Source organism: Methylobacterium terricola (assembly GCF_006151805.1).
In the GTDB taxonomy this organism is placed as follows: domain Bacteria; phylum Pseudomonadota; class Alphaproteobacteria; order Rhizobiales; family Beijerinckiaceae; genus Methylobacterium; species Methylobacterium terricola.
Window position 1 is genome coordinate 61,953 of the sequence record NZ_VDDA01000019.1, and the last position, 16,346, is coordinate 78,298.

Genomic DNA, 16,346 nt, shown 5'->3' on the forward strand with positions numbered 1-16,346 from the left:
CTGTTGGCAGCTGGGTTTGGTCGGCATCTCAGATGTCGAAAGTCATCTTTTTGAGTCGAAATCGGTGCACTCCGTCTAAAAATTGTTCGAGTCACGAGATGCTAGAACATTATTCAACGCTACCGCCATTTGAGCATCCTGTAAAGCAGATGGTATGGCGGCATGATACCATAAACGGCGCGATCAAGGATGCGCCAGGGGAGATATTACTAATGAATTTGGGTTTCAACATTTCGAAAGAATTTTCGACAAGTGGGTGCAAGGCATGATTTCGAACTACTCATGATCAGACACTGTCGCGCGGCGGCCGTTAGCGGCCGCGCGCCCTCGCATCCTGCACGGCGCGTCGCAGCACCCGCGACAGGTCCGTCACGGAGTACGGCTTGCGCAGCAGGTCGAAGCCGTGCGTGCCCTCGGCCGCGAGCACGTCGCTGTAGCCGGAGGTCAGAACCACCGGCAGGTCGGGCCGTCGTCGACGGATCTCGGTCGCGAGTTCGACCCCGTTCATGCCCGGCATCACAACGTCGGAGAACACCACCTCGAACCGGAAGGGAATGCGCTCGATCTCGGCCAGCGCCTTGTCCGCATCCGTCGCCCAGACCGTCGAGTAGCCGAGCTCGCGCAGGGCCTGCTGAGCGAAGGCCCCGACGTCGAGGTTGTCCTCCACGACGAGGACGCAGGTACCGTGCCCCTCGGCGAGCGCCTCCGGCTCCACGGCTGGGTTCGCGGCCTCGGCCCCGGCGATGCGTGGGAGGTAAAGGGTGAAGGTGGTGCCCTCGCCGACCTTACTCTCGACGATGACCTCGCCGCCGGATTGCTTGGCAAAGCCGAACACCTGGCTCAGCCCGAGCCCCGTACCCTGGCCGACGACCTTGGTGGTGAAGAACGGCTCGAAGATGCGCTCCAGGTTCTCGGGTGCGATGCCGGCGCCGGTGTCGGAGATCGAAACCGCGAGGTAGTCGCCGTGCTGTGGCGGATGCGCCCGAACAGCTGGGATGCGGCTGGCGCGGCGAAGCCCGATGCGCAGGCGGCCCTCGCCGTCCATCGCGTCCCGGGCGTTCACGACCAGGTTCACCAGGGCGGTGTCGAACTGGCTCGGATCGGCGTTGATGTGAAGGTCCCGCCGCTCTCCGTCCGGCAGGTCGAGCTCGACCTGGATGCGTGCTCCCGTAAGCGTGCCGACCATGTCGGCGAGTGCCACCACCGCACGGTTCGCCGCGAAAATCTCGGGACGCAGCGCCTGCCGCCGGGCGAAGGCGAGGAGCTGACCGGTGAGCTTGGCAGCCCGATCGACCGTGTCCGAGATGGCACTGACGTAGCGAAGCCGGCGCTCCTCCGCTAGGTTGGGTCGCTTCAGCAGGTCGGTCGAGGACTTGATGACTGTGAGTAGGTTGTTTAAATCATGAGCCACGCCACCGGTTAATTGACCGACAGCCTCCAGCTTCTGGGACTGGCGCAATTGCTCCTCGAGCGCCCGACGTTCCGTGATGTCGCGGCCAGCGGCGTAGTAGTGGTCGTCCCTCGGAATGGCGTTCCATGAAAGCCACCGGTACCCGCCGTCCTTCGTCCGAACGCGCACGTCGATGTCATGCAGCGGAAGCCCGGCGCTGATGCGCTCGAAGGCCGCAGCGGCCTGCGCATAGTCGTCGGGATGCACGAACGCGTCGAAGCGGGTTCCCATGATATCGGCGACATCCCATCCGAGCGTTTCAGTCCAGGCGGCGTTCGCCTTGCGGAAGACACCATCGAAGCCGCAGACCACGAAGAGGTCGCGGCTGGCGCGCCACACCATGTCGCGCTCGTCGGCTCGCTCCTGAGCGGTGGCCTCCAGGTGGCTTTCGAGGCGGCGGCGGTCGGTGATGTCGTTGAACAGGATGGCGACCCGGTGCTGCTCGGGCTCGCCGATGCGCAGGGCGTGGACGTCGTACCAGCGCCCCATCGCGATCGACCCACTCTCAAACCGTACGGGCTGGCCAGTCCGCGCAACCTCGCCGTAGGTATCGAACCAGGAGCGTTCGAGCCCGGGTATGAGTTCGCTCACCCAATGCCCGGCCGCGTCATGCAGGCCCGTCTGCGCCGCGAAGGCAGGGTTCACCTCGACGAAGCGGTAATCGACCGCCCGGCCGTCAGCGTCGAAGCGCATCTCGATGATGCAGAACCCGCTGTCGACCGCGTCGAAGAGCGTCCGGTACCGGGCTTCGCTCTCGGCCAAGACCCCTTCGGTGGTGCGGAAGCGGGTGACGTCGAGCTGGCTCGCAAAGAAGTAGCGGAGTTGTCCCCCATCCGGATCGAAGACGGGGCTGACGTAGAGCTCGTTGCGGAACGGCGTGCCGTCGCGGTGGTAGTTCAGGATCTCGACCACCACATCGCGCCGGGCAGCGATGGCGTCACGGACCTTGGCGACATCGGCCGGGTCGGTCCCAGGGCCCTGAAGGAAGCGGCAGTTGCGCCCGATCAGCTCGGCAGCGTCGTAGCCGCACAGGTTCTGGAAGGCCCGATTGGCGAATACGATGGGATTGTCGGGCAAGTTGGGGTCGGTGATGATCTGCGGCATACGGGTCTTCTCCGCTGCCGTGAACAGAAGGTCGGTGGAGGCCGCGGAAGTCCGCTCACCGCGATCCGGCCGGCGCAGGCCATCCCCGCGCTCAGCCTCAAGCCTAGCGACGCGGGCTTCGAGCTCGCGCTCGCGCTGCCGCAGCCTCTCGATCTCTGCGTCCATGACCCCCTCTGAGCGCGAGCAGCTTCCGAATCGGCGCGGGACGACGATCGCAAAGCGCATAACGCGGCAACACGGCACAGGTTGGCCTTAAATCGGCCGCGACGTTCGTCCGCGTCGCGCGTTGACGTCCGCCCTTACCCAGGGGCGCCTCTGAGGGGAATGACATGCAATCGGACACGCCGCGGCCGGGAGACGATCCATTGCCGCCCATCGGCGACCCGCCGCCGGACCCAGCCCCGCCCGAGGGCGACCCACCCAGCGAGCCCCCGGCGCCCCAACCTCCTGGCCCGATCAGCCGGCGCTAGGGGAGCCCTTCGGTGTCACAGCCCTGCGTGATCGATGGAGCGCAGGGCTGTTATGTTCGCTGGCTTTGAAACTTTACATCAGCTGTCCCGGGTACGATGGCGAATCATTTCACGGACGCACCTCGATCAGATCGTCACCGAATGAGTTCTTACGCACCGTGATCGTTACCAGCCCACGCTGACCCGAAGACCACTCGGCGTCGAACACGCACGAACGTACTGCATCCGGTTGCCCCGAATTCGTAAGCCCACGGGTCAAATCGAGCAGCTTGCGCCCCCCGAAGCGTGCGCGGTCCATCGCATTGGCGGCCTCCATTAACTGCCGGCGCACTTCGACCCGGTTGCACGGATCACGCGCCAGCGCCGTCTCCTCCTCGCGCCGGAGGCGAGCCAGGGTCTCGGCAGCGGCTCGCTCCTGCGCCGCCCGGTCGGCGGCGCGCTGAGCTGCGTCGCGTTGCTGTTGCGCTACCGCCTCCGCCGCCTGCCGCTCGGCTTGCGCCCGGGTCCCAGCCTGCCGTTCTGCCTCGATTCGGACGTTTCGTTCACGCTCGGCCGTTGCCGCATCATCACGCTCGCGGTTTTGACGTTGCAGGCCCGCCAGTTCTTCTTCTTGCTGCTGGGCTCGCGCTTCCCGAGCCGGGCGGTCCCGCTCCCAGGCTTCGGCTTCGGCCAGTCGGGCTGCCCGTAGCCGTGCGCCGATCTGCGCTCGTGCCGCCGCAACCTGCGCGGCTTCGTCGGGGGCGAGCTTCAGCCCCGCCGCGAGTGCATCGACGGCTTTGAGCTTGCCAGCGATGTCGTCGGCCGAGGTTGAGTTCTCGGCTTCGGCGGCCCGGCTCAGAATGCCGGCAAGCCGTGCTGCGACAGCGGCCTCCTCCTGCTGCGCCTGCCGGATCGCAGCGGCATTCCCCGCCTCCTGTTGCGAGACGATGACGCGCATCCAGCTCTCGTCGGCTTCGACCGGCGAGCCGGACTTCTTGCCGCAAGCCAGCACGCGGTTCTCGAAGGCGCGCCAGACCTCGTAGCGCCATGCCGCCAGCGGCACCGAAAACGGTGCGGCCGTCGAGGCATCAGGCGGCCCACCGCGCGTCCACGCGTTGACCGTCGCCTCGGTGAAGCGGTCGCAGGACAGGATCTCGAAGGCGCGCGTGTAGTCCGGCTCGCCCGGGCGGGGACGAGATCCGTTCTGTCGGCCCATCGCCTCGCCGAACCGGTTCACGTAACCGGTGTAGGTCTTCAGGGTGGCGATGCTCTTCTCGACGGCAGTTGCCCAATCGCGCAATGTCATATCCTCGCGGAAGCCCGGAAGCGTGCGCTTGCAGTCCAGCAGGAATGCCCGATAGCGGTCATACTCGGCGTCGCCCCACCGGTAGATCGACAGGCCGAACAGATCGGACAGCTGCTCCAAAGCACCACCGCGCGGACGCTCGCGATCGTAGGTCTCGCAGCTCGGCACCGTCATCCCGGTTGCGCTGAGTTGGGCACGCGCCGGGCCGACATCGGTCAGCGCGGCGGCCAGGACCGCAACTCCGACGACGACGCCAGCCACCGAGGACGTGCGCGCCCGCCGCGCGCTGGCCGAGGCGATGAGGCGCGCCGTGCGGAGGTCGCCGGTCTGACGCTCGCCGACGTGATAATGCCCCGCTGCGTCCCGCAGCACCGCAATCCCATCTTGAGTCTCAACGTGAGTCAAACCCGCTGCCGTGTAGCCCGACCACCGTGCTTCGATGGCCGAGACCATCGACGGCAACGCCCCTTTGTCGGGTACCGCCGCCCAGGTCCGCCGCAGTTCGTCAAGGGCAGGCGCGCCGTAGGGAGCGAGCTGCCCCGCGGCCGCCTTGAAGTCGGGATCGTAGGCAAGGAGGGCCTGCCAAGTCTCATCCGGTAAGCCACTCGACCGGTCCGGCCTCTGCCGCGAGGGCACAAACGGCAGGATCGCTGCGGGGACGAGCAACAACAGCGAGGCCCACGCCCAACCGACGGCGTTGAGGCCCTTTCGGTGCGCCACGACGTAGCTCACCGCGGCGGCGATCAAGGCGACGAGGAAATAGGCTCCGGAGGCGGACAGCAGCATGGCGGAGGTTCCGTGGAGCGGGCCGACGGCCTGCGGCCGAGCCCTTTGATGGCGAGAATGTGGGACTGTTGGTCCGTCGATTGTCAAGCCGCGGACTGGCTCTCTCGCGCCATGGAGGCGCGAGCACTCATCGGCTGGAATCTGCGGCGGCTGCGCGTCGCCAAGGGCCTCTCGCAGGAGCGGTTGGCGCTCTTGGCCGGCATCGACCGCGCCTATGTCGGGCGGGTCGAGCGCGGCTCAGAGAACGTGACGATCTCGACGCTGGAGGCGATGGCGGTCGCCCTCACCGTGCCGATCGCGGCGCTGTTCATCGAGCCCGAAGCCGGGGCCGAGCCGCCGATGCCGTTGCGGGCCGGGCGGCGGGCGAAGTCCGGGTGAACCTCGATACCGGGTCGAGGAGGCTGGTTGCACCGGGTGCGCGGGCAACCTCACGCGCCGATCTCCAGCTGAGGGGCGACTCGGACGAGGAGGGCCCAAGCTGCGCCGATCGCCGCGCGGGTCCGGGCGTCGGGGTCGCGCGCTCGGAGTGCGGGCGCCGTGAGCAGCGCGAGCAACCGTTCCGCGAGATCCGGCGCGGCGGCGAGGAGCTGGGCATCGGCGAGCCGCTGGATGCCGGTGGCGATGTGCAGCGGGCAGCCGCCGGGTTCGACAGGTGCATCTCGCCGGATGAAGTAGGGCCAGCCACCCGGGCGGTCCTCGGCCGCCGGCTCGACCCCGAGCATGGTTTGCGCGGGCGATGCGCCCGGCTCGGCCTCACCGCGCACCAGCCATGGCCCGGGGGTGGGGATGGCCGAGGCTGGCAATCTGCGTCCGTCCACGTCAGTACTCCCCGGCCAGCATGACGGTCAGCATCCGCGTCGTGATGCTGCTGTCGGCCGGATCCGGGGAGTGCCCCGTCATCGCGCGGTCGTAGTAGTCGATCTTGAAGAACACCCGCTCGCCCGCAACCTCGAGCGCACCGAAGTCGTGTTCGCCGCGGGGATCGTTGTCAGGCGTGAAGCCGTCGTAGGCGGCGATGGCGTCGAGGATGATCTGCTGGCGCTCGCGGCCGAGGGCGATGACGCCAGCGGTGAGCATCAGCAGGCCGCCTGAGAGGGAGCGCCGGAGGATGTCGTTGAGCGCGCGGGTGCGATCCACGTCGAGGACGGTGGTCAGCATGAGAGCCTCGAATGTCGGAAGGGAGGTGGGGGGCGGCGGGCGGCCGGCCGCTGAGGACCCGAGCCAGCCTGTGTGGCTCGGGTGGGGGCGTGGAAAGGCTAGGCTTTCGCGGGCGGCAGCAACGCGAGTTCGTCGGCGCGGCGCAGGATGGTGGGCTGGGTCGGGTAGTCGCGCCAGCGGAGCGAGTGGACGGTGCCGTTGATGCCGATCACCTCCGCCTCCCACCAGCCCTCGTCGGACCCCTCGTGGGCGAGCACGATGCTGCCGAGCCCGATCTCGTCGCGGTCGCGCGGCAGCTTGTGCCCGACGAAGGGGCCGGGCGGAGCGGGCGGCGAAGGGGCTGCCGTCGTCGCGCGGGGCGGCTTTCCCCGTTCCGGCTCTTGCGTCGCCGCGGGCGGGCCATCCTCGGCGGCAGGATCCAAGCTCGTGCCGTCTGGCTCCACCTGAACGCCGGCGAGTTCGAGGAGGCGGGGGAAGAGCTCGCGCCGGATGTAGGGGATGAAGGCGCGGCCGCTACCGAACAGCCGGCCATGGGTGAACTGATCGGCGAAAGTGCGTTGCTCGTCGTCGGCGAGTTGCACCAATCGGAGGTTCATCACCTCGGCCGCTTGCGCCGCGAGTTTGGCTTCGCTGACATCGAACCAGGCGGCCCGAGGCCGACCGGCATCATCGCGGCCAAACAGGACGAGTGCCGGTGTCATGGGCCGCAGCGGCACTTCGGCGACGAGCTGGGGAGCAGGTTTGGCGCTCATCGGCAGGCTCCTGAAACGAAGAAGGCCCCCGGAGCGGGGGCCTTGGCGAAGATGCTGACGTGGAGGGCAAGTTGGCCGGGCGGCGGCGATCGACGCCGGGCGAGGGAGGGTGGTCGCTGGTGCATTGCAGATCTCCTTAGCTGACATCGATCCGCGCCAGTGCGGCGCACTGATCAATCATTTAACAACAATACCATCGCACAAAAATACAGATAAGTCAATATATTGGCCGGATTTCGACAGCAACCAGTGCTGCCGCTCGGGTGTGTCGGGCTGTCTTTGGTGCTCGTCGTCGGCCTATGGCTACCAACCTCCCCAGAGCCAAAATACGCACTCGGTAAAGACTCTCTGGCAGTTTCCTACCGAGGGAGAGACATACCAATGACTCTGAGTTTTTATGGCAGCGCCAGACCCGTGACAGTCCGTGCGGTGTCATCCTGCTCGAGGCAGGTCACCACAACTGCATCGCTCGCATCCAGCGCCGCGGTTGGCTGGACGAGCAACAACGCCAGTTGTAGTGCGGACGGCAATAGAGCTTGCGTGCCTGGCGGCTCCGACGCGCAGGCCCTGGCGTAGCGGGGCGTACGGCCTGATCGGACCGACCTCGTCCGGCGCTCGGCGACGAAGCGATGCACTTGCCGGCTCGTCCCGGGATAGCCCTGCCCCCGGATCTCACGCCACAGGGCCATCGCGTTATCGCAGCCCTCGTCGATCCACCCCGCCAGGTAGGCGCCGTGCGGATCAAGCGGGCTCGGCCCGGCACCGTGAGGCAGCCGGGCTGGGAAGCCCCCGCCGCCTGACATACTGATGCACGTTGACCAGAAACCTCCGCTCGCTACAAGCGCAGCCATAAGCCCTGACTTTAAAAGACCCATGCCATGAACGCGAACGCCATCGTCCAGAAACTCTGGCGCCTATGCACGGTCTTGCGCAAGGACGGCATAACTTACCAGCAGTATGTCACCGAGCTGACCTACCTGTTGTTCCTAAAGATGATGGCAGAGCGCAATCGCGAAACGGGCAGCCTACCAAAGGGTATGCGCTGGGCAGACATAGTTGCAGCCAACGGTCTAGCCAAGCTAGAGCATTACCGCAAGATCCTCGTCACACTCAGCGCCACGACCACTCGCCTCGGCAAAGACGACGCGCTCATCCTCCCGCCAGGTGGAAGTGTTACACCGGATGAAAGCAACCGCTATGCAAACGCTCAGCCGCTCCCGGACTTAGTCCAAAAAATTTTTGACGGCGCCTCTACTTTTCTGCGGGAACCGCAGAACCTAACCGCCCTGGTTACGGCTATCGACGAACTAGATTGGTTCTCAGAAGAGCGGGATCAGTTTGGCGACATCTACGAAGGCCTTTTACAGAAGAACGCTGAAGAAACTAAGCGCGGCGCTGGGCAGTATTTCACTCCCCGCGTGCTTATCGAGCTATTGGTCCGCCTCATGCAGCCGAAACCCGGCGAAGCTATCCAGGATCCCGCTGCTGGAACTGGCGGCTTCCTGATAGCAGCGGACCGCTACATGCGTGCCCGCACCGACGATTATCTTAATCTTGGAGAACGTGAGCGGGATTTTCAGAAACGTCAGGCCATTCGCGGTATGGAAAATGTTCCGGGTACCCTGCGCCTGCTGTTGATGAATCTCTATTTGCACGACATTGATAGCGACCATATCGATCTTGGTGATACGCTCTCCGACAAGGGCAAGGGCCTCGGTCGAGCCGATCTAATTCTCACCAACCCACCGTTTGGACCAGCAGGCGGCGCAACAACGCGGGATGACCTTTCAGTCACCGCCTCAGTCGCCTCCTACCAGCTCCCTTTTGTCGAACACTGCATCCGCGCTCTTCAGCCCGGCGGCCGTGCCGCCATCGTAGTGCCGGATAACGTGCTTTTCGAAGACGGACGCGGCAGACAGCTTCGCCAGATGATGATGGACTGGTGCGATCTACATACAATCCTACGCCTGCCGACCGGCATTTTCTACGCCCAAGGCGTTAAGACCAACGTTATATTTCTGACACGCGGCAGGGCACAGATTGGAAATACAAAGTCTGTCTGGATCTATGATTTGCGCGCGCTGATGCCGAAATTCGGCAAGACGGCTCCGCTGATGGATGTCCATTTCAAAGATTTTGAACAGGCTTTCGGTACAGACCCTTACGGCGCAAAACGCGGAAAGGACGAGGGCGAAGCCGGTCGCTGGCGTATGTTTAAACGTGAGGAGATTGCCCGTCGCAGCGACAATCTCGATATCACCTGGTTGCGTGAGGCAGAAGAAGAGGCTGAAGAACGCCTGACCGAGCCGGACGACATCGCTGCTGCCATCCTGGGCCATCTTCAGGCCGCCACACTGGAAATCGAGACGTTGATGGGAGAGCTTGGTGATGAGTTTCCGGAGGTGGCAGGATGAGCATCGAGCCGCGCTGGCCGATCCCCAAGAGCTGGAGCTGGACATCAATCGGAAGCATTGCGGACGTGACGGGAGGAGGTACGCCGCCTGCGAATGACCCAACCAATTTTGTCCAGGATGGAGGGATCGCTTGGATAACCCCCGCCGATCTTGCAGGCTACGAGAAAACCTTTATCGAACGTGGCCGTCGGAGCTTATCTGAGCAAGGCTATAGGAAATCCGCAGCCAAGCTTCTCCCTGCCGGTGCGGTACTTTTCACGTCCCGCGCGCCAATAGGCTATTGCGCAATTGCAGCAAACCCTATTGCAACAAATCAAGGCTTCAAGAGTCTAACGTTGTTCGGCGGGATTTCTGCAGAATTTGCTCGATATTATCTAAGATGGTCGAAGCAATTTCTTGAAAATTTTGCTAGTGGAACAACTTTTCTAGAGCTTTCTAGTTCAAAGGTGCAGCAGGTTCCATTTCCTCTCCCGCCTCTTGCTGAGCAAAAGCGCATCGTCGCTAAATTGGATGCGCTTAATGCGAGATTAAGGCACGCCCACACTGAACTCACCCGCGTCGAAGCACTTGTGTCTCACTACAAAAAAGCTGTTCTCACCAAGTTTTTTGATGATGGATTGAGATTAATAGAAGACACTGGAGCGAACAGCGACAAAAAAGCTAACCATCTGTCTCATTGGAAAATAACCCAACTTGGAGAAATCGCTGATGTCAAGGCGGGCATCACTTTGGGCAAAAAACGCAAATCAGATGATCAATTGCTGGAGTTGCCGTACTTACGTGTGGCAAACGTGCAGCGAGGCTGGCTCGACCTACGGGAGATGAAGACTGTAGGCGTAACCGCTAAGGAGGCCAGGGCGCTAATCCTTCGCGAGGGTGACGTTCTCATGAACGAGGGAGGAGACCGCGACAAACTCGGACGAGGCTGGGTGTGGGATGGACAGATTGCCAACTGCATCCATCAGAATCATGTGTTTCGTGTTCGCTTGAAACCGGGCACAATCCCACCTCGCTATTTATCGTACTATACCAATGAATTCGGGCAGAAACATTTTTTTGATGAAGGAAAGCAGACTACTAATCTTGCTTCAATCAGCAAGTCAAAATTATCTGAGATGCTGATCCCTGTGCCATCCTACGGGGAGGCAGAAGAAATCGTCTTTCATATCGAAGCAGCGTTCGCTAAGATCGACCGTGTGGCGGACCACGCAAAGTACACTCTAGGCCTAGTTAGGCGACTTAACGAGGCCCTCCTCGCCGAAGCGTTCCGCGGCGAACTTGTAGATCAAGATCAAAACGACGAGCCTGCCAGCTCACTACTAGAGAGAATTGAGCGCCATCGAATAAACCAGCCTTCAAAAACCAAGATACGGATCCCCGTAAGCCAAGGGAAGACGCTCGATATGGCGCGCACAATATTTGAGGTGCTTGATAATGCAAAGGGATGGTTGAGTTCTCAAGAGCTATTTGAGCGTTGTGGCGTTCAAGATGGCTCCCACACTGAGGATGTGGAGAAATTATACAGGCAGTTGCTGGATCTATATAGGGAGGAAAAGATTGACGTTCAGGAAATAACTGATCTGTCATCTGGATTGAAGCTTGGCGACAGGGTGAAACTGCGAAAGTGAATTCCTATGAGGCTTGACAAATTTAGGATCGGGAGCACCAAAAGCAGCCCGACGCACGCTTACAAAAATCTCAAGGATGTGTACATAGATTTTGACGAAAAGCAGTGGGTAACAGTAGTTATCGGCTGGAACGGCACGGGAAAATCGAACGTCCTTGAAGCAATTTCTATTATTTTCAGGGAGCTCATCAGCCCTACCCGTGCAAGCAGACCTCAGATCGATTTTGCCTTCGAACTCTCCTATGAGATTGGGAAGGATAGTAGAGCTCGTAAGATCTTTCTACAGCACGATCCTGATCGTGCGGAACCATGGAAGATCGAAATGCAGCAGCTGGCGCATCCATCAGCGTCAGGTGAGATAAATAAAAGAGAACCACTTCGCGTTTCAGAGTTTTTAAGGGATGAAAATAATTTGCCTCGGTTTGTGTTCAGCTACTACTCCGGCGAAAGTAATCGCCTCAAAAATATCTATTTGCCCTATTTAACTAGATACGATAAGCAGCTCCGATCAGGGGACGACCCCGGGCTCAAACGGCTGTTTTTCGCGCTACCTGAACACAGTCAATTTGTCTTATTAGCTTTCCTCATAGTTGATAGCTCGGCAGTTAAGAAATTTCTTGCGGAACAGCTTAATCTAGATCCTGAGACGGGGCTGGACTCTGTGATGTTTGTTTTAAGGCAGCCACCCTGGATGTCGAAAGAGGGCGATAGCCGCTTCTGGAATGCAAAAGGCGTCGTGCAGGGCTTCCTTGACCGCTTGATGAAAATCTCTCTGTGCCCTGTTGGCTTCAAACGTACTGAAGTAGTTTCTCAGTGGGGTAATCGAAAGCAGTTAGAATTTAAGTACCATCTAATCAGGGATCTCGCTGCATTGCGGAAATTAGTAGGAGAACAGACGCCGGCAGAGTTCTTCCGCGATCTTGAAAGCACCCACGTTTCTCAACTTATCGATGAAATTCGAATAAACGTTCGCGTAAAGAAGAATGAAGAGCCAATTACATTTGTGGAGCTGAGTGAGGGTGAGAGGCAGCTTCTAACTGTTTTAGGTCTTATGCGCTTCACTGCGGGGGAAGAGAGCTTGTTTCTTCTCGATGAACCGGACACTCATCTGAACCCGCGTTGGAGCGTCGATTATCTTAGATACATCGAGCACTTTATCTCAGAAGCTGACGGAGATTCAGGATCTTATAGCAGCCATGTGGTGCTTACGACGCATAACCCCATGGCGATAGCAGAGCTACAGCGAGAGCAGGTCCAGATTCTGGTCAGCCGGGGAAGCGAGCGTGACCGCCAGGTCGTGTCAGTTTTCCCGGAAGAAAGTCCGAAAGGAATGGGCTACGCATCCATTATAACAAGTGATATGTTCGGTATTGCATCAACTTTAGATCGAGATACGCAGGCGCTTCTTGAAAAACAACGCGAACTTGGCAGCAAAGATAGACTGACAGATGAAGAGCAGAAAGACCTCGCAAGGGTCAACCGCGAATTGGGGCGTCTTGGGTTCCGATTCGATCACCCTGATGACGAGTATATGCGTTACCTAAAGTTGAGAAGCGAATTGTTGCATGAGCGTTTTGAGGCACTCAAGACCGAGGACGTTGTGAAAGGTGTTTCTCGTTTAAGCCGTGAAGAACGTGAACAAATTGCTAGAAAGGTAGTTGCTGATGTTCTTGACGAATCTGGAGATGACGAGTGATGCGATGGATTGATCAGGAAAAGATCGAGCTGCCGGAAGGTTGGCTTGAAAGAGCGGCTGCTGCCAAGAAAGATATGGACGATAAAGGCTTGAAGCCTGACGACCTATCGGATGTCTGGAGGTGCCTGAAAGATCGCTTCGCGCTTCTATCTGACAAGCGTTGTTGGATCTGCGAAGCGCCAGCAGCTAGGTCAGACAACGCGATAGATCATTTCCGTCCTAAGAACCGGGTGGCAGAAGCCAAGCAGGAGCCCTCGGGATATCGCTGGCTGGCATTCGACTATCGTAATTTCCGATATATATGCACCTTCTGCAACAGTAGGCGCCTTGACGTGCTTGGCGGCACTGCTGGTGGTAAAGCTGATCATTTTCCTCTACGCAATGAAGCTGTTCGAGCTTATGTAGCTACTGACGATCTTGATGATGAGGAGCCTATGCTTCTTGATCCGTGCGAGGATGGAGATTGGAAGTTGCTTGGTTGCTCCTTGGAGTCTGGTCATCCCGTACCAGCTACGGAAGATCTTCATCACCGTAAGCGGGTTGAGATATCAGTAGAGCTCTATCATCTACATCAGGATGCGCTTAAGAAAATGCGCCTTACGCAAATTCGAGATCTTGATCAGAAAATATCATCTGCGAAAGACCGGTACGATGAACTGGATGGGACTCCAAAGCGTGAGAAAAAATTTAAGTCTGCTTTGACTGCCATCCGACGCGCTATCTCACCGGGATCCGATTTTAGTGGAGAAATGTATAATCATGTGAAGAAAAGAAGAGACAACAATTATCCTTGGCTTCAAAGCCTTATCGATTCGTAGATGACAATCCCTGACTACTAGGCTGTCAAGCTGCCCGTCCTACGTCTTGCCGTTGACGATTAGACCCGCATGGCCCACATCGTCGAACAAATTGCAGTTGACCTGGCCCTGACGGCTATGGAACGCGAGGAGCTCCTGCCAAGTGGCCGCCAGCGCGCTTCACAATCGCATCCACTGGGCCAAGTTATACATGAGCATGGCCGGGCTGATCGCTTCGCCTGCGCGCGGCCGTTTTCTGGCGACCGAAAAGGGCAAGGCATTGCTAGCAACAAGGCCAGGGCGCATTGACGTGGCTCTTCTGATGTAGGAGTCGGAAACCCGCCAATTCTACAGTAAAGAAGGAATCGCGGTCGAAGCCGACGGGGCTGGTCCGTAGCCGTTCGATCAACTGCGCTCGCTAAGAGGTAGTCGCTGACCGGCAGCAGATCTTGTACCGCCAAGGAGATGCCAGCGAAGGCCTCTGATTAGCCTGTAGGCACAAAGCGGCACCGGTGGGCACGCATCAGCCTAGCCGGGAATCCGCCGGATCAATAAGGCTGACCCGCCCAGCAAGCTGTACAAATCGTATGCGGTCGTGAACTTCACCGAGTGTTAATTGGGAACGCACTGGTCGCCAAACGTTACCATCATCCGGGGTTCTCAGGCGACCATGCTCACCTCGGGCTGAGTGCGTTCGGCAGGAGCTAGTAACAGCGTTGGGGTAGATGATGGGGTACTCAGCCCAGTTGATGATAAACATCGATTATATCAACGCACTGGGCGATGCGACTGGCGGCAAGGAAGGGATTTAAGTCAGCAGCGGCACCTTCATAGGCATCGCTGAAAAGTCGGGCGTCAGCTTCGTGCTCATCAGCAAAATTTGATTTTATATCTACATATGTTCTTAAATTACGATGCATATCCAAATAATAAATTACATTGTATTTTTGATGTTATACACATCTGAGGCAGGAAACTGTACCCCGTGGTAGACGATTTTATCAATGTCTTTCTGCAGCCGGGCAAGCGGTATGCCACAGTCGAGTGTTCCATCAGCCCGTCGCTCGCGCCCGTAGCGGCGGCCAACGCCGCCGCCAGCGTGACCTGTTAATGCATTGTGAACCTCTTCACTCAGTCCCGCCTCACGGCAAGCACGCTTGAAGGTGTGCCGAAACGAATGGAATGTCTTTGCTGAGTGATCGATAACGTGCATTCCAAGATAGCGCCCGAACCACTTGGTCCACGCTTTAGCTTTCGCGTCGATAGGTGGGGCAAACGCAGGCCAGAGTGGCGCCGTCAGTGGATACAGCTTCGCTTGCGTTGCTACCACGCCTAACAAACCGAGCCGGATCAACTCATGATGGACCGGCACTGATCGAGCCGACGAGGCGGTCTTCAAGTTTTGGTCAGCGCCCTCATTGGTGATGTCAAGATACCAAATACCGGCCTCTCCCTGGCGCACATCCCCAATTTTAAGTTGGGCAATCTCAGTGCGTCTTGCGCCGCTAAACAGTGCAATCAGCGGAAACCAGTATGCCGCTTCACCCTGACCGCCAAGAGGACGCTCACCTCGCGCGTAGACAGGCGAAGCAAACAGGCGTTGCAGTTCCGCTGCACTAAATGGCTCATAGGGTTCACGTTCGGCGGGTGCGACGTCGAAGCCAATGTGGAACGGGTTTGACCAAGCTGGCAGCGCCTCGAAGTGCCCGTCACGTTCAGCACGGGTGAGTACGCCACTGAGAAGGGCTAGGGTCTTATTGACAGTCTGAGCATTGCGCCGCGGGTAGCTGCTTAGATCTTGTTTGAGCAACTCAGGGAGGGGCAGCCGCCCGAACCGGGCAGGGAGTGCCTTTGGCAATTGAACCAGGGCATCCCGGAAGGCGCGTGCTTGAGCCTTGGTGATCGCGGTGATTGGCACGTCACCATTGAGTTCGATGAAGCGTCGCACGGCCCGTTCGGCCTCGGCAATAGAGGAAGGCTGAGGCCTTCTTGCGCCAGCGCCGCCGGCTTCCGACCATAGCCGCAGAGCGGCGGATAACGCCAAGCCGATGGGCTCAGCTGGGCGCTGCTCAGATGGCCGCTCAGGGGTCGCTACGTCGTCACCCGCGAGCCGTGCTCGGATGCCGGCGAGGGCATCACGCTGAGCCTTTGCAAAGGCGAGTTCGAGCTGCCGCCAGGCAGGATCATCGGGCGCCAGAGCGATACCACGAGCCTCGACCGCGCGATTGACGAAGGAACTCGTCGACTCGCCCGGTCGCATCTGCGCGACTTGCTGACGCGTGTAGCGGTCCAACTCCTCGATTAGCATCCGGTAGGCCCGCAGATCGTCGAGCGTCATACCGAGCCCGTCGTGAGGGCCCTGGCCGTCCTCGCAAGCCATATCGAGCCCGATGCCTTTCGTGCGGATCACCTCGTCCGTGCCGAGGAGATGGATCTCATGGTCGCGCGCCAGAGCAGCGATCTGGTCCGCGCTAATTGCTGCCTCCGGCCCCTCGCTCAGCAAGCGCCGCGCTTGATCGACGAGCCGGTGCGCTTCGGCGATGTGAGCGAGCACCCGCCGATCGGCCGTCGGGCCGTCATTGGTCTGAAGAGAGCGGATGACCTCGGTCTTGAAGCGGCCGGTTCGCACATTGACGAGAGCCGCCAGCGCCTCCGGCCAGGGAGGCGGGGCTGGTTTGCCAGCGAGATCGTCGGGGAGGGGAAAGCGAAACTCGTAACGGCCGGCGCGGCGCTGAACGAACTTCATGCGGCCCATCGTACTTGGTCCCGTAGCACGCGAGTGTAGCACGCGCCGGCGGGTAAGCACC

General features: G+C 60.0%; 12 protein-coding genes. 6 read left to right on the forward strand and 6 right to left on the reverse strand.

The features are described from left to right. Positions 1–310 precede the first annotated feature (310 nt). Complete coding sequence (locus FF100_RS27670) at positions 311–2,719, reverse strand: hybrid sensor histidine kinase/response regulator (RefSeq protein WP_139038982.1); 2,409 nt, start codon at positions 2,717–2,719, stop codon at positions 311–313. 414 nt (positions 2,720–3,133) lie between these two features. Continuing rightward, positions 3,134–5,095: a hypothetical protein gene (locus FF100_RS27675; protein WP_139038983.1), complete on the reverse strand. Its 1,962-nt coding sequence runs from the start codon at positions 5,093–5,095 to the stop codon at positions 3,134–3,136. A 111-nt stretch (positions 5,096–5,206) separates the two neighbouring features. Here FF100_RS27675 and FF100_RS27680 point away from each other — a divergent pair, with 111 nt between their 5' ends. Continuing rightward, on the forward strand, positions 5,207–5,473 hold the full coding sequence (locus FF100_RS27680; RefSeq protein WP_139038984.1) for a helix-turn-helix domain-containing protein: 267 nt from the start codon (positions 5,207–5,209) through the stop codon (positions 5,471–5,473). Between the two features lie 50 nt (positions 5,474–5,523). Here FF100_RS27680 and FF100_RS27685 read toward each other — a convergent pair whose 3' ends face one another. The 3 genes from FF100_RS27685 to FF100_RS38045 form a co-directional block, all read right to left on the reverse strand. Then, complete coding sequence (locus tag FF100_RS27685; protein ID WP_139038985.1) at positions 5,524–5,913, reverse strand: hypothetical protein; 390 nt, start codon at positions 5,911–5,913, stop codon at positions 5,524–5,526. A gap of 1 nt (position 5,914) precedes the next feature. Further along, positions 5,915–6,250 carry a DUF3768 domain-containing protein gene (locus FF100_RS27690; RefSeq protein WP_139039011.1) on the reverse strand — a complete coding sequence of 112 codons (336 nt, stop codon included), beginning with the start codon at positions 6,248–6,250 and terminating at the stop codon, positions 5,915–5,917. A 101-nt stretch (positions 6,251–6,351) separates the two neighbouring features. Continuing rightward, entirely contained in the window at positions 6,352–7,005 is a 654-nt protein-coding gene (locus FF100_RS38045) for a hypothetical protein (protein WP_246102430.1), read from the reverse strand. Positions 7,006–7,883: 878 nt separating this feature from the next. On the opposite strand from FF100_RS38045, the gene FF100_RS27700 reads away from it, so the two are divergent. The 5 genes from FF100_RS27700 to FF100_RS38695 all read left to right on the forward strand — a co-directional run bounded on the left by FF100_RS27700 (position 7,884) and on the right by FF100_RS38695 (position 13,867). Further along, the gene (locus FF100_RS27700; RefSeq protein ID WP_139038986.1) at positions 7,884–9,419 is read left to right on the forward strand and encodes a class I SAM-dependent DNA methyltransferase; all 1,536 of its coding nucleotides are present in this window, start codon (positions 7,884–7,886) and stop codon (positions 9,417–9,419) included. Beyond that, positions 9,416–11,047, forward strand: coding sequence for a restriction endonuclease subunit S (locus FF100_RS27705; protein ID WP_139038987.1), 1,632 nt, complete (start codon positions 9,416–9,418; stop codon positions 11,045–11,047). Before FF100_RS27700 ends, FF100_RS27705 begins: the two co-directional genes overlap by 4 nt. 6 nt (positions 11,048–11,053) lie before the next feature. Continuing rightward, a complete protein-coding gene (locus FF100_RS27710) occupies positions 11,054–12,742 on the forward strand; it encodes an AAA family ATPase (protein WP_139038988.1) in 1,689 nt (562 codons plus the stop codon). Then, positions 12,742–13,560, forward strand: coding sequence for a hypothetical protein (locus FF100_RS27715; RefSeq protein WP_139038989.1), 819 nt, complete (start codon positions 12,742–12,744; stop codon positions 13,558–13,560). The genes FF100_RS27710 and FF100_RS27715 overlap by 1 nt, the downstream gene beginning before the upstream one ends. A 196-nt stretch (positions 13,561–13,756) precedes the next feature. After that, on the forward strand, positions 13,757–13,867 hold the full coding sequence (locus FF100_RS38695; RefSeq protein ID WP_425463363.1) for a hypothetical protein: 111 nt from the start codon (positions 13,757–13,759) through the stop codon (positions 13,865–13,867). Between the two features lie 606 nt (positions 13,868–14,473). On the opposite strand, the gene FF100_RS27725 is transcribed toward FF100_RS38695, so the two are convergent. Continuing rightward, positions 14,474–16,285: a DUF6538 domain-containing protein gene (locus FF100_RS27725; RefSeq protein WP_139038990.1), complete on the reverse strand. Its 1,812-nt coding sequence runs from the start codon at positions 16,283–16,285 to the stop codon at positions 14,474–14,476. Between the last annotated feature and the right edge of the window lie 61 nt (positions 16,286–16,346).